Raw genomic sequence first — 20,773 nt, 5'->3', positions numbered from 1 at the left:
CCGCTTTAGTTCTGCAATCGGGAGATATCCGCCACCCGGAGGAATAAAGTTTGTAAGCGATCCAACAAGGCTAAACGGTTAGCCCGCAGGGTGGGGTCTTCGACCATGACCATCACTTCGTCAAAAAATCGGTCTACCGCCCCCCGTAAACTTGCCAAGGCCCTTAATGCAGCCTGGTAATCCTGCCTCTCCAACAAAGGCGACACTTCCTGTTCCAGATCGTACATTTGGGTGGCCAGGGCTCGCTCTGCGGGATCTTGCAGCAGTTCAGGTTCCACCTGGGGCGGAATCTTCTCCTCGCTCTTGCGGAGAATGTTGCGGATCCGCTTATTAGCGGCCGATAAGGATTCCGCCTCGGGAAGTTCACGAAAAGAGGCGACTCCCTTGAGGCGGCGATCAAAATCCCAGGGCTGTCCCGGCTTTAAAACCAAAACTGCTTCGATTTCATCGGGCCGGAAACCGGCTTCCAAATAGTAACCCCGAAGGCGCTCTAGCAAGTAATCATGAACTTGAGCTGCGGTATTGCTTTCCGTCAGACGACCCCCATAGGCCTGACAGCCCCTCTCCAGTAAAAGACGAAGATCCAGCCCAAGCTCAGCTTCGATAATAATACGCAATACGCCCAAAGCAGCCCGGCGTAGACCATAGGGGTCCTTATCACCACTTGGCGGTTCCCCAATACCAAATAATCCCACCAAGGTGTCCAAGCGATCCGCCAAACTGAGCGCCTGACCCGTGGGGGTCCCTGGCAGCCTATCACCTGCAAAGCGGGGCAAATATTGCTCCCGAAGCGCCTCCGCCACTTCCCCCGATTCATTATCCCGGAGAGCATAATAACGGCCCATGATTCCTTGTAGTTCCGGGAATTCGGTGACCATCTCGGTGACCAGATCGCACTTCGACAACAGCCCAGCACGCTCCGCCCAATCCCCATTACCACCCATACTGATAGCAATGCTCCGGGCAAGTTGTGCCAGCCGCTCAGTCCTTTCAAAAACGCTACCTAGCTTCTCCTGGAAAGTGATTTTTTTAAGTTTCCCGCAGCGGCTGGCGAGGGACTCCTTGCGATCAGTGGCATAGAAAAAAGCCGCATCAGCAAGACGGGGCCGAATCACTCGCTCATTGCCTTCCACCACCGCCTCTGGCTGTTCGCTTTCGATATTGCACACGGTAATAAAATAGGGCATCAAACGCCCTTGACCATCCCGCACCGGAAAATACTTCTGATGGTCTTGCATCGTGGCGATGAGAACCTCTTCCGGCAACTGGAGAAAGTCCGGCTCAAATCGGCCCGCCAGGGCCACCGGCCATTCAACCAAACCGGTGACTTCATCCAGCAAAGCTTCCTCCACCAGGGCATCCCCGTCTAATTGCTTGGCCGCCTCCACCACCTGGGCATAGATGGCCTCACGGCGGACAAAAAAGTCAGCAAGCACCTTGCCTTCGGTCTCCAACAGCGGCCCGTAGGCGGCAGGTTCCGCCAGATAGAGGGGTGCGGGATGATGAAAACGATGACCCCGAGTCTCCCGGTTAGCTTGAACCCCCAACAGCTCCGCAGGAATAGTTTCATCCCCAAAAAGGAGCACTAACCAATGGACGGGGCGGATAAACTCTACCGGGAGGTTATTCCAGCGCATGCGCTTGGGAATGGGCAAGGCCTGGAGGGACTGAGCCAGAATATCCGGCAGCAATTCCCGGGTGGGCGCCCCCTGCTGCCGCTGCCGATACACCAACCAAGCCCCCTTCTCGCTCTCTAGGCTCTCTAGCTCATCCACCGGCACACCACAACTGCGGGCAAAACCCTGGGCCGCAGCAGTCGCTCTGCCCTCTTCATCAAAAGCCGCTGTCAGTGCCGGCCCGCGACGCTCCAGCACCCGATCGGGTTGGGAAACAGTTAACTCCTGCACCCACACCGCCAAGCGTCGCGGCGCGCCATAGCCTGTCAGACTCCCATAGGCTAACCCTGCCGCCTGCAACCTTTGGCCGAGTTCTTGGGTTAAGCTCTCGGACAATTTACGCAGGGCTTTAGGGGGCAGTTCTTCGGTACCAATTTCGATCAACAGATCCCGGGTTTCAAGCACAGGCCGCCTCCTTGCTGACTCCCGCCAACATGGGAAATCCCAAAGCTTCCCGCCGCGCCAGGTAAGCCTCGGCTACCGCCCGCGCCAGGGCCCGGACTCGCAAAATATAACGCTGGCGCTCCGTGACCGAAATGGCATGACGGGCATCCAGAAGATTAAAGGTATGGGAAGCTTTCAAGACCATTTCATAGGCAGGCAAGGGCAAGCCGGCTGCAATCAAGCGCTTGCTTTCAGCCTCGCAACTGGTGAACCAAGCAAATAAACTTTCCGTGTCGGCTTGCTCAAAATTGTAGGTGGACATCTCCACCTCATTCTGGTGAAAGACATCTCCATAAGTAATGCGCCCTAAAGGACCATCCGTCCAAATTAAATCGAAGACGCTACTAACACCCTGTAAATACATGGCAATCCGCTCTAGGCCATAGGTAATTTCGCCGGTGACGGGTCGGCATTCCAATCCTCCCACCTGCTGAAAATAGGTAAATTGGGTAATTTCCATACCATTCAGCCACACCTCCCAACCCAGTCCCCAGGCACCCAGGGTAGGGGATTCCCAGTTGTCTTCCACAAAGCGGATATCATGCACCAGGGGGGATATCCCCAACATCTGCAGGGATCCTAAATAAAGTTCTTGGATTTCTAGAGGCGCCGGTTTGAGCACCACTTGGTATTGGTAATAATGCTGGAGCCGGTTAGGATTATTCCCATAACGCCCATCCGTGGGCCGGCGCGAAGGCTGGACATAGGCGGCACTCCAGGGCTCAGGGCCGATGGCGCGCAGAAAAGTGCCGGGGTGAAAGGTCCCTGCGCCCACCTCCATGTCGTAGGGCTGGAGAAGCACACACCCCTGCTCAGCCCAATATTGTTGCAGCCGCAAGATGAGTTCCTGAAAAGTTGCAGGCATGGTTGCTGCAACATGGCGGGGCTTGCTGATCAAAAGATTTCCTCTCCTTTTTCCAAGGTCTAAAGTATACTGCGCAGGGACATTCCAATGCTTAGGAAGATAACCCGTCATTCTTGCAAGAGCATGATAGCTCTCCCCTTCCTAGCGCTCCAAGTTGTAAAACAGATCGACACCGCTTTCAAGGCCAGTCTCGGCTTGTAAGCTCCAGTGCTCGCTCAAGGTATAGCGCATCTGAAAAGCACTAAAGCGTTCAAATATCCCGATTCCATAACCAATATAAAGACGCGGTGAAAGGTGTTTACCTAGCACCAATGCCTGGCTCTGGGTCTCCCCTTTGGCTTCAATCCCTACTTCCTCCAAGCCAAAGGTTTCCCCAATTCGTTTGGCTAAAAGATTGCCGCCAGACAGGCCAAGAGAAGTCGCAGCTTTGGCCAATAAACTGCCTTCATCACCGGAAGCGGTGGCCAAGGGCCGTCCCAGAAGTAGATAGGCCAAAATATTATCCTCATTCATGGTCGGCTCGGAAAATAAAGTCAGCACCGGGGCATTCGCCAAACCCTGAATCCGAACTCCAGCAATCACGTCACCGATCTGGCGCACCGCTTTCACATTTAGCCGAGGATTATTTATAGGCCCAGCAAAAATCACCCGCCCCTGCTGAATATCCAGTTGCTGTCCATAGGCCTTATACTGGCCCTCCACCACCCGCAATTCACCATTTCCCGTGGTAACTTTCCCCGGAGTCTCGGTCACTAATAGATTGCCTGCTACCTGCCCTTTAAAGCCAAAGGCCTGCACCGAGACGTTATCCCCCAAGGTAATTCTAACCCGGGCATAGATGGGGAGAGCCTTGGCTTCAGCTTCCTTTTCCTGGGAGACCATCACCACATCCTTAGAGACCGGCACTCCTCCCCTTCGCTTGATATCCGTAATTTCTAAGGTCGCCTCAGGGACCGCAACTTCCCCTTCCACCCGAATACCCTCTGCCGCCACCCTTATCTCCAACTGGGGCGAAATCAATACTCGGATTTCAGCGGTTCGCATGGCTTCAAAGCGCTCCCCTGCCACCGTCACCCTGGCGGGCCAACCTGCTGCCGGATCCAGGCGAACCTGGCCATTGAAAGCCAGTTGCCCCTCACCGGAATGGACCTCCCCTGCAAACGTTACCCTGTCCTGCCCACTGGCCTCTACCCGCAGCCGGATTCCCGTCAATGCCAAGCCCAGAGGAACCACTTGGGCACTCCCTTCTTGCAGCACCACTTGCCCACGAAGCTGGGGGGCAGCCACCCGCCCCCCCAAATCCAGATCTACCCGCAATTGTCCCTGAACTGCCTCCAATTCCGGCAGCAACAGCGCGACAAAAGCGAGGTCATCGAAAGCGGCTGAAATCTGACCTGCCAAGGGCAGTTGGCCTAGGGCCGTTAGATCCCAAGGGGCGGGAGGCAAACGCAGGGAAGCCTGAACCAACGCGGCACTGGGTTCTGCCAAAAGCAACTGGAAACTTCCTGCCCCGCCTTCCTCTTCCAGGCGAAGCTTAACTTGTCCCCCCTCATGGGCAAAACGCAGGATCTGTCCCTCTGGCGTCACTTGGGCCAACTGGCCCGCGGAAGCGTTGAGTTGCAGCTGGGCTTGAGCTAATTGATGGGCCTCTCCTTGCACTCTAGCCTCACCGGCAATGGTCCCTTCTAACGTGGTTTTTTCCGGCAAAAGAGGCGCCAATACCGCTAAAGAAAAGTCCGCCATACGAAGCCTAGCTTGCCAAACGCCTCCCTGCTGCCAATGCCCTCCTAGGCAAAGCTGAGCACGCTGTTGCTGCCAGCACCAGGGAGCAAGGTCAACCTGGCTGGGGCTCAGGGTGAGGGAGGCGGGAGCCGCTGTCTCCCAGTGGCCCGTTTGAGAGTCCGTATACAAGGCCTTGGAAAGTTGCCCTTGCCACGCCATTTCCTTCCAGGAACCCTGGGCCTCAAGGGCCAGGGAACGCTCCGGGGCTACCACCTCCAGGCGCAGCTCATGTTGCGCCGGTGTGCCCCTTCCTTGGAGTGCCAGGGAACGGAGCGCCTGTGTTCCCAAAGTAAAATCGGTTGCCTCGACCCATAGCTGTGAGGACCGCTTTCCCTGTAAATCCACATTTACATCAGCCGCGACCGATGCCAGCTGAAGGTCTTGATAGGCCAATTTTTCTCCCTGGAGGCGAAGGGTCAGTGCGGGTTGCTGGAGTGGGCCCCGAAGATGACCCTTGGCCTTCAAATCCCCCTGGGCGGTAGGCAGCAATTGGGAAAGATCTGGGGAAGCAAACCGCCAGTCCAATGCCACCCGCTCGTTGATCGTTCCCGCCATTGAAAATTGGGAATCCCCCGAGCGGACTCTCAAATCGGCAATGCGCCAAGTCGTCTCTTGCAGTTGGACTTGCCCTTGGGCCGCCACCGGATAGCCCCGCAAGGATCCGGAAAGAGTTTGGAGATCGATCATGAGGGCCCGGGCGCTATCCTCAAGAGTACCACGGGTATCGGTGCTAAAGGCCAGTTCCCCTGGCCATGCAGGCCATTGTTCCGCGGGGTTGAGAGATTTCCCCTCCAATTGCAACTGCCAGGTCAGAGCGGGAGACCAATGAAAACTTCCCGAGCCCCGCACGCTCCCCTGCAACAACTGCCCCTGTAATTTTTTCAGTCCAAACTGAGTGGTATCCCCTCGGCCGGCCAAATGCCACTCGCTAGTGGGGATGTTCTGGCCCGCAAGGGCACTGCTCACCTGCAATTGGTAGGCTGCGGGAGAGCCCACTAAAGCCAATTGTCCCCAATCGCTGGAGAACTGGGCCGTGCCCGTCAGGGGCCAAGCTAGATCCTGCCACTGCCCCTCCAGACTCAGTTGGGGCTGGCCCTCTGCCATCATCACCTCCCCCCGAAAGGATAAATGGGCAGGGCCCTCAATTTGCTGCAGGCTCAGTTGATTTAAGACCCAATGTCCCATCGCCCGCTGTTCCCCTGAGAGCTTGCCACTCAGCTTGCCTAATCGGGCTTCCTGGATCTGGTAAGAACCCCGTACCTTAAACTGGTTGAGGCCGCCAGCTCCTTTAAGATTTAACCCCAAACGTAGGGGGGGCCACTGGGAAGATAACTCTTCCAACTCGGTTTCGGGAATCTCAACGACCGCGACCCAGTGTGGCTGTTCCAATAATTCAAATAATCTGCCCCGGAATTGGAGGGAAAAAGGAGTTTGAACTTCTTGGCGAAGAGTCAATTGGCGCAGATCCCCCTCCACCTTACCACGGCCAACCACTTCCCCTAGTTCAGGAGTCGGGACTTTCCATCCCATGGCAAAATCCAGGGGATAAGCCCCCTGAAAAGCGATTTTTCCACTCACCGCCAGTTGCCCGTGGGGGGCGGAGATTCCCAGCTCGGCCACCTCTAGGAGCTGGCTATCGAAATTCCCCCTCAGGACCATAGTGTCAATCACTACCGGAGACGCCCCTAATGGATGTAAGGAAAGCTTCTGGAGCCGAACGCTTTCTGCCTTCACTTTTAAGGGGAGTTGTATCTCAGGAAGCGTCATTGGCGCTTCCGAAGCACTAGGCGCTGATGGGCGCTCCTGACGCCAACTGACTTCCCGAAGGTGCAGCTGCTCAACCCAAAAGGTCGCCTCCAGCAAGGCTGCCGGTCGCCAGGCAAAGTGAAGATACTCAATGTCCAGAGTAAAATCCGGGGTTCGGTAGCGCAGCCCAGTGAGGGTAAGGGCCTCTCCCAAACGCCCCTCCACCTGGGTGGTCTGCAGCTCTCCTGGCACCATACGCCCTACTTGGGTCAATAGCCACTGGGTTCCCGTCTCGGTCTGGGCCACGTAGGCGATACTGCCTATAAGCAGGACCAGAACCAAGAGGATAAGGGCGCCCACCCACCGCAGAAACTTCACAAATCAGGACCTAAGTAGACATGTAAGCGAAAAGGGGTACCAGGTTTGGAAAGGGCCCAGGCGAGATCCACCCGGATGGGCCCTACCGGGGAAATCCAGCGGATACCCACTCCCGCTCCCTGCTGTAAATCCAGGGAGAAATCATTAAAAGCATTTCCCGCATCATAAAAGGTGGCCACCGCCCATTTATCGAGCAAACGATATTCATACTCTAAGCTACCTACAAAAAGATTTCTTCCCCCCACCACCCGATCCTCGTCGTCTTTAGCCCCTAGGGTATTGAAGGCATAGCCGCGCACGCTCTGATCACCACCGGCAAAATACCGTACCGAGGGGGGAAGTTCTGAAAAGTCTGACACCAAGCTCATTCCCAGCGCTCCCCGCACCAGCACCCGACTGCGGGACCCCGGACTGCGGACCATTTTCCCCCGCAGGGTAAACTGGGAAAAGGTATTATTTGAAAGCAACTCCTGCGCCGCTCCCCGCAGTTCTAAACTGATACGGTGGCCACGGCGGGGATAGATAGGATCGTCGGCCTGGCTCCGAAACCAAATGACCCCTGGTATTAACAGCTTGGCTGTCCCCGACTCCCCATCAATCTCAAAATCCTCCCAACGATAATTCAAAGACAGGGTTTCCCGCCAATCGCCCCGCGCCGTAACCCGACGAACTCCCAATTGGGCGATGCGGCTATCACTGGTGCGGGTCGATTCGCGGCCAAAGCTCGACGCAATTGCCAATTGGTCCGTACGGGGGTCTCGGATAGGAATCACATAGCTGGTATCAAAAGCCTGGCGAATCCCTGAAGCTCTCAGGGCGAAACCAAAGCGATGGCCGCGGCGGTTAACATACCGATTTTCCCAGCCCAAATTAATTCGCGGCCCCGTGTCTGTCCCAAAACCGACTCCCGCCGAGTAGCGATGGCGTTTCACGGCCTGTAAGCGAACTTCTATGGGGACTTTCTTATCCACCGCTTGCTGGGGCTGAGGTTCCACTTCCACCTCAGCAAAATAATTGCTGTCCACTAAAGCCGTATGAAGTTCAATCAGGTCTGAACTTTCATAAAGCTCCCCTTCCTCAAAAGGCACATAGCGGGCTAAGAGTTGAGGCCGGACGACGGTCTCGGAAAAAGTCACCGGACCAAAGCGATAGCGAGGGCCGGTGCTAAAATGCAAGACCACGGTGGCCACATAGGCTTCAAGGTTCACCTGCAACTTCTGCTGGGTAAACTCCGCCTGAAAATAACCGCGTTCAGCAGCTAATTGCTGCAAAGCGGCCTTCCCCTGTTCATAATCGGCGTGATTCAGAGGGTTTTTCTTTTTAACGGGAAAATCCTCTTGTAACGCTTGAAAAGCAGGGTCATCCCTCCCCTCACCGGTAAGGTTTAAATTTACCTCCTCCACGCTCATCCGGGGACCCGGATCAATCCAGTAACGGGCCAGCCATTGCCCGGGATATTGTTGCAAATCCGCCTGGATCTGGGGCCGGTAATAACCATAAACTTCTAGGGCAGTCTGGACCTCATCCACCACTTTGTCATGAAGGCGGTGGATTTGCTCCTCGGTCAGTTGGGGGTCCTCTTGGTGGTGGACAATACTAAGATAAGCCATCACATTTTCCAGGGCTTTCCCTTCCACACCCTGCACCTCTACTTCAAGACGGGCTTGAGACCAAGCAGATCCGATCCCCAAGAAAAGGAGTAAAAAGCCGAATAAGATCCGCTGAAACATCACCGCCTTTATTTTTAGATTCTCAAAATTGATCGATTTAGAATCCAAATCGGTATTCCAAATGCCTAGGGCATCGTCGCCAGGTATGGGATACTTAAGCAAGTTGAAAAGGGGGTTTAAATAGGCTCCTGGGGATGCTCATATTAACGGATAATGGGTATACCATGCTTATTATTTTATAAGGAGTCTCGACCTAAAATGGCTTTATGGTAAAGCTAGTGTCTAAGTGACTAACAACTTGGGGTATGAGTGGTGACCATTCGACTCGGTGTGGTAATGGACCCTATTGCCACCCTCAATATCAAAAAAGACAGTACCTTTGCAATGCTATTAGAGGCCCAGTCTAGGGGCTGGACCTTAACCTACATGGAACAAAGCGAACTCTATCTCAAGGACGGTCATGCCTATGCCCTGCTCCGAGATCTGAGGGTCAAAGACGATCCTGCTGACTGGTATCAGCTCGGTCAACCCCACTCCGTATCACTGACCGAATTAGATGTTATCCTGATGCGCAAAGATCCCCCCTTTGACATGGAATATGTCTACACCACCTATCTGCTTGAGCGGGCAGAGCAGGCCGGGGTGCTGGTAGTAAACAAACCTAGTAGCCTACGTGATGCGAATGAGAAACTCTATACGGCCTGGTTTCCCCAATGCTGCCCTCCTACCCTGGTCACCCGCAAAGCAGCGCTACTACGAGACTTTCTGGCTGAGCAACAGGATATTATCCTCAAACCCTTAGATACCATGGGAGGGGCCTCTATTTTCCGGGTTCGTCAGGAAGATCCTAACCTAGCGGTTATTATCGAGACCCTGACCCACCAGGGCCAACGCCAGGTGATGGCTCAGCGCTACCTACCGGAAATCCGTTTGGGCGACAAACGAATTTTAATGGTGGATGGCCAACCCATCCCCTATGCCCTCGCCCGCATCCCAGCGCCAGGGGAAACTCGCGGTAACCTTGCCGCCGGAGGTCGAGGTGAGGGGATTCCCCTTAGCGCACGAGACTATTGGATCTGTGAACAGGTGGGTCCCACCCTGAAGGCACGGGGACTCATCTTCGTAGGCCTCGATGTAATTGGCGATTATCTCACTGAGATTAATGTCACCAGCCCCACTTGCATCCGGGAATTGGATGCCCTTTATGGTCTCAACATCAGCGCCCAACTAATGGATTGCTTGGCCAGCCGGCTAGAACCACAAGCAAGGATTTAAAGGAAGCCATGTCCTTCACAGCTTTCATTAACCCCACCAGGAATTACCGGTTGAGCTTGGCGCTGCTCCTCTCGGCTCTTCTCCATGGGACTGTGATCCTGGGTATAGGCCAATTGAATATTCTCCCTCCACCACCCCCAGCCCCCCCCCCTCCCTTGGAGATTGTGCTTGTCCCCATCAAACAAGAACAAGCCCCGGAGAAACCGGATTTGCTGGCCCAAGCCAATCGGCTTGGTGGAGGCCAGAGAGAGGAAAAACCCCCACGACCTACGCCCCCGCCCTCTGCTTCAAAGCCTTCCCAGACACCCTCCGGCTTGGCAGCTCCACCCTCAGGAGGATCCCAGACTGAGAAAAAACATCCTCCTCCCGAGCCCGTCACCACGCCCCCCGTGCTGACTCAAAAACACGCCTCCCACTCTGTGAACAACCCTCACCAGATACCCCAACCTGAGGCACTCGACACCGTGGAAGTGGACGACTCTCCCAAGCCTCGGCCCTCAGCCCGAGAGCTAATCGCCGCCCTAGAAGGGCAACTGGCCAAGGAAATCCAGCGTTATGCCAATCAGCCCCGTAAGCGGCACATTGATTCCAATACTAAACAATATGCGGCGACCGCTTATTTAGATGCTTGGCGCAAGAAAATAGAGCGCGTCGGAAAAATGAATTATCCAGAAGAGGCCAAGCGGCAGGGACTTTCCGGAAGCCTCATCCTCGTGGTCGATCTTAATGTAGACGGCAGCGTCGCCAATATTTTGGTACGCCGCTCTTCTGGCTATCAGATTTTGGACGAAGCGGCCATCCGCATCGTGCGCTTGGCCGCCCCTTTTGCCAAAGTACCCGAGAACTTACTTCAGGGTCACGATATACTGTCTATTACCCGCACTTGGCAATTCCATAGCGGGAAAGGTTTTAGCTCCAACTGAGATCGCAAGAATAATGCTGCTTGGTATAATGAACTTACCATGAAGACGATGCGCTATCTCCGTAATCATTTTTTGATAGCCATGCCTACCCTGGAGGACACCAATTTTGCTCGCACGGTCACCTATATCTGCGAGCATAACCGGGATGGCGCCATAGGCCTCATTATTAATCGCCCTTTAAATATCACCCTGGAGCAAGTGTTGCAGCACATGAAAGTTAAAAACTGCCCTCAAGAGGTGGGGGCAAGCCCTGTACTTCTGGGGGGGCCTGTCCAACAGGACCGAGGATTCGTGCTGCACCGCCCTATTGGCCAATGGGAGGCAACGCTAACGGTCAGCGATGAGGTGGGCATCACCACCTCCCGCGACATTCTTGACGCCATTGCCCAAGGGCAAGGCCCCCAACAGACCTTGATTGCTTTGGGCCATGCGGGTTGGGGACCTAATCAGTTAGAGCAGGAGCTGGCAGAAAATGCTTGGCTAAGCACCCCCGCCAACAGCACGATTGTTTTTGACACCCCTTACCCACAGCGCTGGGAAGCGGCTGCGGCCTTAGCCGGAGTCGACCTCTCCCGCCTCTCCGGAGAGATTGGACACGCATGAAGGGGACTGCTGTCACCCCCCCTCCCCAAAAGCCCCGAGTGGTTCTTGGCTTTGACTTTGGCATGCGTCAAATAGGAGTTGCGGTAGGCCAGGAAGTGACCCACAGTGCCACTCCCTTGACTACCCTGAAAGCCCGTGATGGAAAACCCCATTGGGACCAAGTCACTCAGCTTATCGAGCAATGGCGTCCTGACTTGCTGATCGTCGGATTACCTCTTAATATGGATCAATCCGAGCAATTCTTGACGCAAGCGGCTCGCCGCTTTGGGAATCGCTTGCACGGTCGGTATGGTTTGGCCGTAGAATGGATCGATGAGCGTTTATCCACCATTGAAGCCCGAGAGCGGTTAAATCTTAAGACCCCTTTCCTTGGCCGTCACCCGAAGCTTGATCAGGTAGCTGCCCAGTGTATCTTGCAAACTTGGCTAAGAGAGCAGTAAACAATCCGTCACTAAAATTGCGGATTTCCGGTGCGAGGTCCTTATGAATCTTCCGCAGTCCCTTTCGTTAGATGTGGAGGCTTTATGCCGTAAGCTAGCGACCGATCTAAGCCAACGGATGGCCGAACAACAACGGGACAAGCCGGCCATGATTGGTATCCACACGGGAGGGGTGTGGGTGGCAGAGCGTTTATTGGCCCATTTAGATAATCTTGTTTCTGACCCCTTAGGGGTACTTAACATTGCCTACTACCGGGATGATTTCACCCGCATCGGCATGCACCCCCAAGTGCAACCTTCCCAACTGCCCTTTTCTGTCGCCGATCGGCACATTATCCTAGTAGATGACGTGCTTTACACGGGGCGGACGGTACGAGCGGCGTTAAATGAGATTTTTGACTACGGTCGCCCCGCCAGTGTTACTTTAGCCGTCCTCGTAGAACGCGCTGGCCGGGAACTGCCGATACAAGCAGATGTGCTTGGCCACCATTTGGATCTAGCTCTTAACGAGCAAGTCAAACTGACCGGCCCAGAACCTTTGCAATTCAGCATCCAGTGTGTTGAGTCTAACGAATGAATAATATTCAACTGGACAGCGAAGGCCAATTACGCCATTTTCTCAGTATCCAGGGGCTGAAGCGGGAGTTGCTCACTCGTATTCTAGATACCGCCGAGTCCTTTTCTGCCATTGGCGCCCAACAGGTGAAAAAGGTTCCCCTGCTGCGGGGAAAAACCATTGTCAATCTCTTTTTTGAGAGCAGCACCCGAACCTTAAGCACTTTTGAACTGGCAGCCAAACGCCTTTCGGCAGACGTCATGAATCTCAATGTGCGCACCTCCTCCACCAAGAAAGGGGAAAGCCTACTGGATACCCTCCGCAGCTTGGAAGCGATGCACTGCGACATGTTCGTGGTCCGCCATTCCGACAGTGGCGCCGCCCACTTCATCGCACGCCACGTTCCCTCCCATGTCAGTGTTATCAACGCCGGAGATGGTTGCCACGCTCATCCCTCCCAGGCCATGTTAGACATGCTCACGATCCGCCGGCATAAGGGTTCATTTCCCAATCTCCGGATAGCGATTGTGGGGGATATCCTCCACTCCCGGGTGGCCCGCTCCGAGATCCATGCCCTGTCAACCCTGGGAACAGGCGAAATCCGCGTGATTGCCCCCCGGACCCTGCTGCCACGCAGCGTGGACTCCTTGGGAGTTCACGTCTTCCATAATATGGGGGAAGGTCTTAAAGATGTGGATGTGGTGATAATGCTACGGCTCCAGCGGGAACGCATGCAAGGCGCGCTCCTTCCCAGCGAACGAGAATACTTTCGCCTCTACGGTTTAACCGAAGAAAAACTCGCCCTGGCTCGGCCCGATGCTATTGTGATGCATCCGGGCCCCATTAATCGGGGCATAGAAATCGAATCGGCCGTTGCCGACGGACCCCATTCGGTCATCTTGGAACAAGTCAGCCATGGCCTCGCTATTCGCATGGCGGTGATGGCCATGGCCATGCAGATACCGGTCCCTGAAGCCAAGGAGGCCCGTTAATGCGCTTGGTCATTAAAAATGGGCATCTCATTGACCCCTACAACGAGGTGGATGCCGTCCAGGACCTCTATCTGGCCGATGGCCGGGTAGTGGCCATTGGTAACGCCCCAGAAGATTTTAGGGCCGAGCAGGAAATCAACGCCCAGGACCAGATTGTGTGCCCTGGGCTGATTGATTTGCGGGCCCGATTACGGGAACCGGGACAGGAGCGGAAGGGAACCATTGCTACGGAAACCCTGGCTGCCGCCAAAGGGGGCATCACCACCCTCTGTTGTCCGCCAGATACCATTTCCGTCATCGACACCCCTGCCGTGGCCGACCTGATTGCCCACCGGGCAGCGCAGCATCAGCGAACCCGAATTCTGCCACTCGGCGCCCTCACCCAAGGATTAGAAGGCTTACAATTGGCGGAAATGGCTATCCTCCGGGAAGCGGGTTGCGTGGGGGTGAGCAATGCCTTAGTTCCCATCGCCAACAGTCAGGTGATGCGCCGGGCCATGGAATATGCCGCCACCTTAGGGATCACTATCTTTCTCCATCCCCGGGATCCTTGGCTTGGCATTGATGGCTGTTGCCACGAAGGAATCGTCAGCGCCCGTCTAGGCCTGACAGGCATTCCCGAAACCGCAGAAACTGTTGCCCTGGCCCGGGATCTATTGCTCATTGAGCAAACCGGCGTTCAGGCCCATTTCTGCCATCTCTCTAGCAGCCGGGCAGTTCGAATGGTGCGGGAAGCCCGGGCCGAAGGACTCCCCATTACCGCCGATGTGACGGCCTATCACCTCCATCTTACCGAACACGACATTGGGGAATTCAACAGCCAGTGCCACGTCATTCCCCCCTTGCGTTCCCTACGGGACCGGGATGCTCTCCACGAGGGCCTGCGGGATGGCACCTTCAGTGCCATTTGCTCTGATCACCAGCCCCACGAGATCGATGCCAAACTGGGCGCTTTTCCTATTACTGAACCAGGAATCTCGGGACTGGAAACCCTCCTTCCCCTTTCTTTGCGCCTCACCCAAGACGATATTTTGACTTTTCCAGAAGTCATTGCTTATCTCACCTACCAACCCGCTCAAGTATTAGGTGTTGAGGGTGGTCATTTAGCCCCTGGACAGCGGGCCGATATCTGCATTTTTAATCCCCACGACCATTGGGTTCTCAAGCCTGAAGAAATGGTCAGTCAGGGGAAAAATACCCCCTTTGAAGGATGGGAATTTCAAGGGCGGGTCACTTACACTCTGCTGGAAGGCCGGGTGGTTTTTGCTGCTGAAACCCAAGACCCATGAAACCAAAATCCCACCGGGGCACCATTCTAATAGAAGAGTGCGAAGTCTTGGCCCATGATCCCCACCCGGGTGATCAATATGTGCTGAGAGTCACCGCCCCCAGCATTGCCCCCCGCGCGGCCCCTGGGAGCTTCGCCCATCTCCAGTGCGATCCTAGCCTTCCCATGCGGCGGCCCCTCTCCATCATGCGGGTCGATGACCGGCACCGCTGGATGGAATTTCTCTACAAGGCGATAGGCCACGGTACGCAGTTACTGGCCCAGCGAAAGCCTGGTGAGAAAATCAGTATCCTGGGTCCCATCGGCCAGCCCTTCCAAGTGGACCCTGCCTATCCACGACCCCTACTTCTCGGCGGCGGCGTAGGTATTCCCCCCATGGTGTTTTTGGCCGATACTTTGCGCCGGGACAAACAGTTCAAACCCCTGGTGCTAATGGGTTCAGAAGTCCCTTTCCCCTTTCGACCACGGCCCTCCCAATATCTGATCCCAGGTCTGCCGGAGGGGGCCATCGGCGCCATGCCCCTGTTAGAAGATTGGAAAATCCCCAGTCGGCTTACCAGCCTTCAGGGCTATCCGGGTTGCTTCGAAGGCTTTATCACCGACTTAGCCCGCCACTGGCTGCAAACCCTAGACTCCGTCCAACGCCAAGAAGTCGCCATTTACGCCTGTGGTCCCCACCCCATGCTAGAGGCCACAGCGAAACTCGCCCGGGAATTCGACCTTCCCTGCCAGGTCTCCCTGGAAGAATTCATGGCCTGCGCTGTAGGCGGCTGCGCCGGCTGCGTGGTAAAAGTTCAAACCTCCCAAGGACCCGCCATGAAACGGGTCTGCGTAGACGGACCAGTGTTTGACGCTAGGGCGGTGTTTGCCTAAAAGATACTTTTATAGAGGAAAGGTCTTAAAACATAACCTGACGCCCAAGAGCAACGCTCTTGAATTCCCTCTACTTCGCTCAGCGTGGGTGAGCTTGAACATTAGCGTGGAATTAACTGAGGTGAGTCGTGACTAAACTGCTTAAAAAAGCTTTTGAAGAAGCTTCAAAGCTTCCAGAGATCGAGCAAAATTCCCTCGCGAAGTGGATGCTTGAAGAGCTTGAGGCTGACAAGAAATGGGATGAAACATTTGCCGAGTCTGAAGATATTCTTGACCAACTTGCTGATGAAGCGCTTGAAGCGCATAAGCAAGGCAAAACAAAGCCTTTGGATATCGACAAACTGTGAAATCCAGGACAACTGAGCGTTTCTGGAAGTGTTACGCTGAATTGCCGCAGCCAATTAGGAAGCAAGCGAAAGAGGCATACAAGCTATTTCAGAATGATCCTTATCATCCGGGTCTGCATTTCAAGCGAATACACTCAACGCGGCCTATATTCTCGGTACGGATCACCAAAAACTATCGCACAGTAGGGATACAACAGAATGGCGAAATGGTATGGTTTTGGATTGGTTCGCATTCTGAATACAACAAATTGCTCAAACAATTAAGAAACATCTAACATCTAAGTAGCAAAGGGGTCTAGCAAAGGGGTCAAGCCTTTCATTGTGCCTTTTGGTAGTGTAGTTCCTGGAGGCATTCAGCAAGACTGACCCTATATTTCCTACGATCCTAATCACTCCTGAGGAACTTACGGTGCTGCCCGTGTTACGGAAGTCTCCGAAAACCAACAGACAGTCCGCGATTACTACGATAAATTAAGCTTCTTCTCAGGTGGAAATGTAAATATTACAATTTCGTTTGCAGCCATTGCGACAAGCACGCCGGAGCGGTCACCCTAGATACTCCTGATAAGCCCTACTGCATTTGCTCTCCGACCGTCTATGCTAAGGAGATGGGCTTTGAATAGGTCCACCTGGCATATGCCTTGCTAGATGACCATTTAGGAATAATGGAGGTAGCACCATGGCGAGACGTTGCACTAACTAAGCTGATCTAGTCGATATAGTCAAAATTGGCGCTTGCCCATATGCAACATATTTAGTAGACGCGCGCTCTGCCTGGGCTCCTCTCGAATGGGAAAGTAATGCGACGGCCACGCTCTATTTCAGCTGAGCGAGCCGTGTACCCATCACATTCACTAAGAGTAAGGAGAAGATGGCATGAATGATAGGATCACAGCACTGGCAGCCGCTGGCTTTTTCGCAATAATGTCAGTAGTTTCTCCAGCGAACCCTGCGCAGGCTGCCCAGGGGGGGACTGAACAACTGGAAGAGTCTCAGAATACAGTAAATGAAGCAGCCAAAGTCGTGCAGCAAATAAAATCTAACCCTCAATTAGTGCGGCAGATGGCAGCGGCAAAAGGCATTTTTATCGTGCCCAACTACGGGCGGGCCGCTCTGGGCGTGGGCGGTTCCGGCGGTGAAGGAATACTGCTCGTGCATCGCAACGGCCGATGGAGCGGCCCAATATTCTACAATCTCGGCGGCATCAGCGCAGGGCTTGAGGCCGGCGTTGAAGCGGGGCAGATTGCCATGCTCCTGATGACCGAGAAAGCCATAGAGAGTTTTATGACCAATAACAACTTCTCCCTAAATGCCGATGCCGGACTCACCATCATCGACTATTCCGCACGCACTCAGGAGTCCTACGGCAAAGGCGATATTCTCCTCTGGTCCGATACCAAAGGTGCCTTTGCCGGCCTGGCGATCAATGTGGAGAATATTGTCTGGGATGAGGAAGAAACCGTCGCTTATTACGGCGACAAAGCGGCATATCCCGCAACCATCGCCAAAGGTTCCGTGGAAACCGACCGTGATGAAGTCATTCAGGAAGTCCTGCCCTGAATTCTGGCCTAATTAGAGAGGGAGAGGCCTGTTTAGTATAATTAAGTATAATAAGGGATGGCGGGAAGGAATTTCACTTTTCTCCGCCTCCCTTTTCCCAGTTTGATCCAAGCTGACCATAAGCCACTAACGCCAAAGCAATCCATTAGAGGTAAGGGTTAAGGATTAAGTAAAACAAAAACTTAGACCCTTTTTCTTTTAACACTTAACTCTTGAAACTTTCCACGATAGGGACATTAACGCGGCCAAAAATGTTTTGAGTTTGGGTACGGCGGAGAGCACCGGAACCAATAAAGCGCGTGGAGCGGTAGAGACCCCAAGGGCCGTAGCCTAGCCACCGCCTGAGGACCGCATTGAGGCGCGAATTCTCAGACTAGCCAGGTGAGGAGGGACCGAACCGAAGCTCGTCAGGGCGAAACTCCAATATATTAGCCCCTATCCCCCCCACTCTCCTTCAACAGCTTAGCTTCCAGGGGATGCTTAAAAGTCAAGGTACGATAAGGGAACGGAATCTCGATCCCCGCCTCATCCAAAGCCCCCTTGATAGCCGTGACCACCTCGCCCCGCGAACGGCGAATATCCACCGGCGTAGGATCGGTCCACCAGGCCACCTCAATGTCAATACTGCTGGCGCCAAAGCCCTGGGGAAAAATCTGAGGGGAGGGGGCTTTATGGACTGTCGCACACCTTCCCAACGCTTGCTTAATTACTTCGACGGCCTCGGTGACATTCTCTCCATATGCCACCCCTGTGATAATCGTTACTCGTCGCCGGGGTAAATTAGTGAGCACCTTGACAGGATTAAGGAATAGAAAAGAATTAGGCGCGACTACCAGCTCGCCGGAGACCTGGCGAATCAACGTCTGCCGCACGGAAATATTTTCCACCTGCCCGCTAATTCCCTCACACTCAATAAAATCGCCATTCTCGAAGGGAAAACGCCAAAGCAACAAAATCCCAGCGAAAAAGTTCTCAAAGATATCCTTAAAAGCAAACCCCACGGCGATGGACACAATACCCATGGCGCCTAAGGTCCGTGCTGGCGTAATACCGGGGAACGTCACCATGGCGGCGAGCAAAATGCCAACAATCCAAATCCCGATGCTAAGGAGCCGAACCAGCAATTCACGCAATGATCCCCGCATTCTGGAACGGCGTAAGGAAGCGCTCACCAGCCGAGTGGCGAGTGCGGCCACTCCCCAGGTAAACAGCAGAACCAATATGCCCATGGCCAGAAAAGGGCTATGATCCACAAAATCTACCCAAATTCTCTCCAAAGTATCTTGAATGGAAACGACAATCCCCTCGACACTCGTGGGCGCATTTTGAGAAGTGATAGAACTCGCAGCATCGGGCATAGCTTTCTCCGACAAGGATCTAGCGTTATTTTTTCTTAGAGTATAGTCAATCCACCCCCTACGTTATCTTGACCTCATAGATTAAACCCCCATGATTAATATATCAGGCACCCTGATCCACCTTCCTCCTACTATCTCATGAAAGGCTAAATATGAGCAAAGCTATCAAAGACTATGCACTCATCAGTGATTGCCGGACAGCTGCTTTAATATCGCAGCAAGGCTCAATCGATTGGCTTTGCTTGCCAAGGTTTGATTCGGAGGCCTGCTTTGCCGCACTGCTTGGAGATCGCGAACATGGCCACTGGCAGATTTATCCGGAAGGGAACGTCCGGATGACTCGCAGACGCTATCGTGACGGTACGATGATTCTTGAGACTGAATATCACACCGCTAGCGGTACCGTTTGCCTCACCGACTTCATGGTGATGGAAGGCGCCGTACCGCAGCTCATGCGTCTCGTCAAAGGGGTGAGTGGTGAGGTCGTTATGACCGTGGAGCTCTTCATTCGCTTTGATTATGGTGACCTGATCCCCTGGACGCAAATTGAAAATGGCAGGCTGATCGCGGTCGCAGGCCCGTCCACGGTCCAATTAACGTCGTCCCTGCCGCTGGCCAAACCTTATCCCAAGATGCGGCAACAGTTTGTAATCCGCGAAGGGCAATGGCACCACTATTGCCTCTTGTGGTCGGAATCCCATTGCAAGCCCTCTCTGCCAGTAGACCCGCTCGCGGCACTTAGCGATACGCAGTGCTGGTGGCGTGATTGGATCACCCGTTCGAATTACCGCGGACCGTGGCGTGGAGCCGTCGAGCGTTCGCTTTTGACGCTGCGCGCGCTTATTTATGAACCGACAGGGGGTATGGTGGCGGCACCAACGACCTCCCTTCCTGAGCATCCAGGAGGCGTTCGCAATTGGGATTATCGGTTTTGCTGGCTGCGCGATGCGACTATGACCCTTTATGCCCTCATGAATGCCGGATACCGACAGGAGGCTTATGCTTGGCGTGAATGGCTTTTGAGAGCAGTGGCGGGCGAACCCGAGCAGATGCAGATTATGTATGGCCTAGCAGGCGAGCGGCGCTTGAGCGAGACTGAGATTCCTTGGCTGCCAGGCTATGCTGGATCGCGGCCCATCCGTATTGGTAATGCCGCTTATCAGCAAAAACAGCTCGATGTTTATGGTGAGATCATGGATGCTTTTCACTTGGCAAGGCGTGCGGGTATCGAGCCTCATGAAGCCGGCTGGAAAGTGCAAAAGGCGTTGATGGACTATTTAGAATCCCACTGGGATGATCCTGATGAAGGCATCTGGGAAGTGCGCAGCGCCAGGCGTGATTTCGTGCACTCGAAAATTATGGCCTGGGTAGCCTTTGACCGGGCTATTAAAGCAGTCGAGGACTTTGGCCTTGATGGTTCACTAATGCGTTGGAAAAATACTCGCCAAAAGATTCATGAGGAGATTTGCAGCCAAGGCTTCGATTCTGGACTTAATGCTTTTGTCCAGTCCTATGGTAGCAAGGAACTCGACGCCAGCCTGCTTATGATCCCAACCCTTGGTTTCTTGCCTGCCGATGATCCCCGAGTTCAAGGGACGGTTAAAGCCATCGAATCGCAGCTCGTCCGCAATGGCTTTGTCTACCGCTACTCTTCCAAGGAAGGCATTGACGGACTACCACAGGGCGAAGGGGCATTCTTGGCCTGTAGCTTCTGGCTGGCTGATAACTATATCCTCCAAGGGCAAAAGCAGCGGGGGATTGAGCTTTTCGAGAAACTCCTCGCTATCCGCAATGATGTGGGGCTACTCTCCGAGCAATACGATCCCGAACAGAAAGCGCTGCTTGGAAATTTTCCCCAAGCCTTTTCCCACGTCTCACTTATCAACACAGCAACCAATCTGACTAACCAACATGGGCCTGCACTGGAAAGGAAAAAATAATATCCCGAGACTTAGGCTCTTCGTTGCACCCAGGCGTGAAAGCCGTAGCCAGCCTTG

Annotated in this window: 17 protein-coding genes; 12 read left to right on the top strand and 5 right to left on the bottom strand. The window is 54.2% G+C overall.

The genetic code is table 11. The annotated features are described in order from the left end of the window. Nucleotides 1-5: 5 nt before the first annotated feature. From glyS to E3U44_RS05590, 4 genes are all read right to left on the bottom strand, one after another. Nucleotides 6-2,081: a glycine--tRNA ligase subunit beta gene (glyS, locus tag E3U44_RS05605; protein WP_134357054.1), complete on the bottom strand. Its 2,076-nt coding sequence runs from the start codon at nucleotides 2,079-2,081 to the stop codon at nucleotides 6-8. After that, a complete protein-coding gene (gene glyQ, locus E3U44_RS05600) occupies nucleotides 2,074-3,018 on the bottom strand; it encodes a glycine--tRNA ligase subunit alpha (RefSeq protein ID WP_134357052.1) in 945 nt (314 codons plus the stop codon). The genes glyS and glyQ overlap by 8 nt, the downstream gene beginning before the upstream one ends. Nucleotides 3,019-3,126: 108 nt before the next feature. Beyond that, nucleotides 3,127-6,891, bottom strand: coding sequence for a translocation/assembly module TamB domain-containing protein (locus tag E3U44_RS05595; RefSeq protein WP_134357050.1), 3,765 nt, complete (start codon nucleotides 6,889-6,891; stop codon nucleotides 3,127-3,129). After that, nucleotides 6,888-8,669 (bottom strand): autotransporter assembly complex protein TamA, encoded by a 1,782-nt coding sequence (locus tag E3U44_RS05590; RefSeq protein WP_240761738.1) that lies wholly within the window; start codon nucleotides 8,667-8,669, stop codon nucleotides 6,888-6,890. The genes E3U44_RS05595 and E3U44_RS05590 overlap by 4 nt, the downstream gene beginning before the upstream one ends. A gap of 204 nt (nucleotides 8,670-8,873) precedes the next feature. Between E3U44_RS05590 and gshB the strand changes: the two genes are divergently transcribed. The 11 genes from gshB (at nucleotide 8,874) to E3U44_RS05535 (ending at nucleotide 17,418) form a co-directional block, all read left to right on the top strand. Then, a complete protein-coding gene (gshB, locus tag E3U44_RS05585) occupies nucleotides 8,874-9,836 on the top strand; it encodes a glutathione synthase (protein ID WP_134357048.1) in 963 nt (320 codons plus the stop codon). 8 nt (nucleotides 9,837-9,844) lie between these two features. Further along, nucleotides 9,845-10,759 carry a TonB family protein gene (locus tag E3U44_RS05580; RefSeq protein WP_134357047.1) on the top strand — a complete coding sequence of 305 codons (915 nt, stop codon included), beginning with the start codon at nucleotides 9,845-9,847 and terminating at the stop codon, nucleotides 10,757-10,759. Between the two features lie 39 nt (nucleotides 10,760-10,798). Then, the gene (locus tag E3U44_RS05575) at nucleotides 10,799-11,362 is read left to right on the top strand and encodes a YqgE/AlgH family protein (protein ID WP_134357045.1); all 564 of its coding nucleotides are present in this window, start codon (nucleotides 10,799-10,801) and stop codon (nucleotides 11,360-11,362) included. Then, nucleotides 11,359-11,802, top strand: a complete 444-nt coding sequence (gene ruvX, locus E3U44_RS05570; protein WP_134357043.1) for a Holliday junction resolvase RuvX — start codon at nucleotides 11,359-11,361, stop codon at nucleotides 11,800-11,802. Before E3U44_RS05575 ends, ruvX begins: the two co-directional genes overlap by 4 nt. A 43-nt stretch (nucleotides 11,803-11,845) precedes the next feature. Next, the gene (pyrR, locus tag E3U44_RS05565) at nucleotides 11,846-12,379 is read left to right on the top strand and encodes a bifunctional pyr operon transcriptional regulator/uracil phosphoribosyltransferase PyrR (RefSeq protein WP_134357042.1); all 534 of its coding nucleotides are present in this window, start codon (nucleotides 11,846-11,848) and stop codon (nucleotides 12,377-12,379) included. Continuing rightward, the gene (locus E3U44_RS05560; protein WP_134357040.1) at nucleotides 12,376-13,350 is read left to right on the top strand and encodes an aspartate carbamoyltransferase catalytic subunit; all 975 of its coding nucleotides are present in this window, start codon (nucleotides 12,376-12,378) and stop codon (nucleotides 13,348-13,350) included. The genes pyrR and E3U44_RS05560 overlap by 4 nt, the downstream gene beginning before the upstream one ends. Beyond that, a complete protein-coding gene (locus E3U44_RS05555; protein ID WP_134357039.1) occupies nucleotides 13,350-14,639 on the top strand; it encodes a dihydroorotase in 1,290 nt (429 codons plus the stop codon). Before E3U44_RS05560 ends, E3U44_RS05555 begins: the two co-directional genes overlap by 1 nt. Then, nucleotides 14,636-15,511 (top strand): dihydroorotate dehydrogenase electron transfer subunit, encoded by an 876-nt coding sequence (locus E3U44_RS05550; RefSeq protein WP_134357037.1) that lies wholly within the window; start codon nucleotides 14,636-14,638, stop codon nucleotides 15,509-15,511. Before E3U44_RS05555 ends, E3U44_RS05550 begins: the two co-directional genes overlap by 4 nt. A 128-nt stretch (nucleotides 15,512-15,639) precedes the next feature. Beyond that, entirely contained in the window at nucleotides 15,640-15,858 is a 219-nt protein-coding gene (locus E3U44_RS05545; protein WP_134357036.1) for a hypothetical protein, read from the top strand. Then, complete coding sequence (locus E3U44_RS20555) at nucleotides 15,855-16,133, top strand: ParE family toxin-like protein (protein ID WP_134357034.1); 279 nt, start codon at nucleotides 15,855-15,857, stop codon at nucleotides 16,131-16,133. Before E3U44_RS05545 ends, E3U44_RS20555 begins: the two co-directional genes overlap by 4 nt. A gap of 601 nt (nucleotides 16,134-16,734) precedes the next feature. Continuing rightward, a complete protein-coding gene (locus E3U44_RS05535; RefSeq protein ID WP_134357033.1) occupies nucleotides 16,735-17,418 on the top strand; it encodes a lipid-binding SYLF domain-containing protein in 684 nt (227 codons plus the stop codon). Nucleotides 17,419-17,846: 428 nt separating this feature from the next. Here the strand turns inward: E3U44_RS05535 and E3U44_RS05525 are convergent, their stop codons facing one another. After that, entirely contained in the window at nucleotides 17,847-18,776 is a 930-nt protein-coding gene (locus E3U44_RS05525; protein WP_134357032.1) for a mechanosensitive ion channel family protein, read from the bottom strand. A 152-nt stretch (nucleotides 18,777-18,928) separates the two neighbouring features. Between E3U44_RS05525 and E3U44_RS05520 the strand changes: the two genes are divergently transcribed. Then, nucleotides 18,929-20,716, top strand: coding sequence for a glycoside hydrolase family 15 protein (locus E3U44_RS05520; protein ID WP_134357031.1), 1,788 nt, complete (start codon nucleotides 18,929-18,931; stop codon nucleotides 20,714-20,716). The last annotated feature ends 57 nt before the right edge of the window (nucleotides 20,717-20,773 follow it).

The organism is Nitrosococcus wardiae (assembly GCF_004421105.1).
Taxonomy (GTDB): Bacteria; Pseudomonadota; Gammaproteobacteria; order Nitrosococcales; family Nitrosococcaceae; genus Nitrosococcus; species Nitrosococcus wardiae.
Note: the sequence above shows the minus strand (reverse complement) of the source record. Positions and strands in the feature narration are given on the sequence as shown.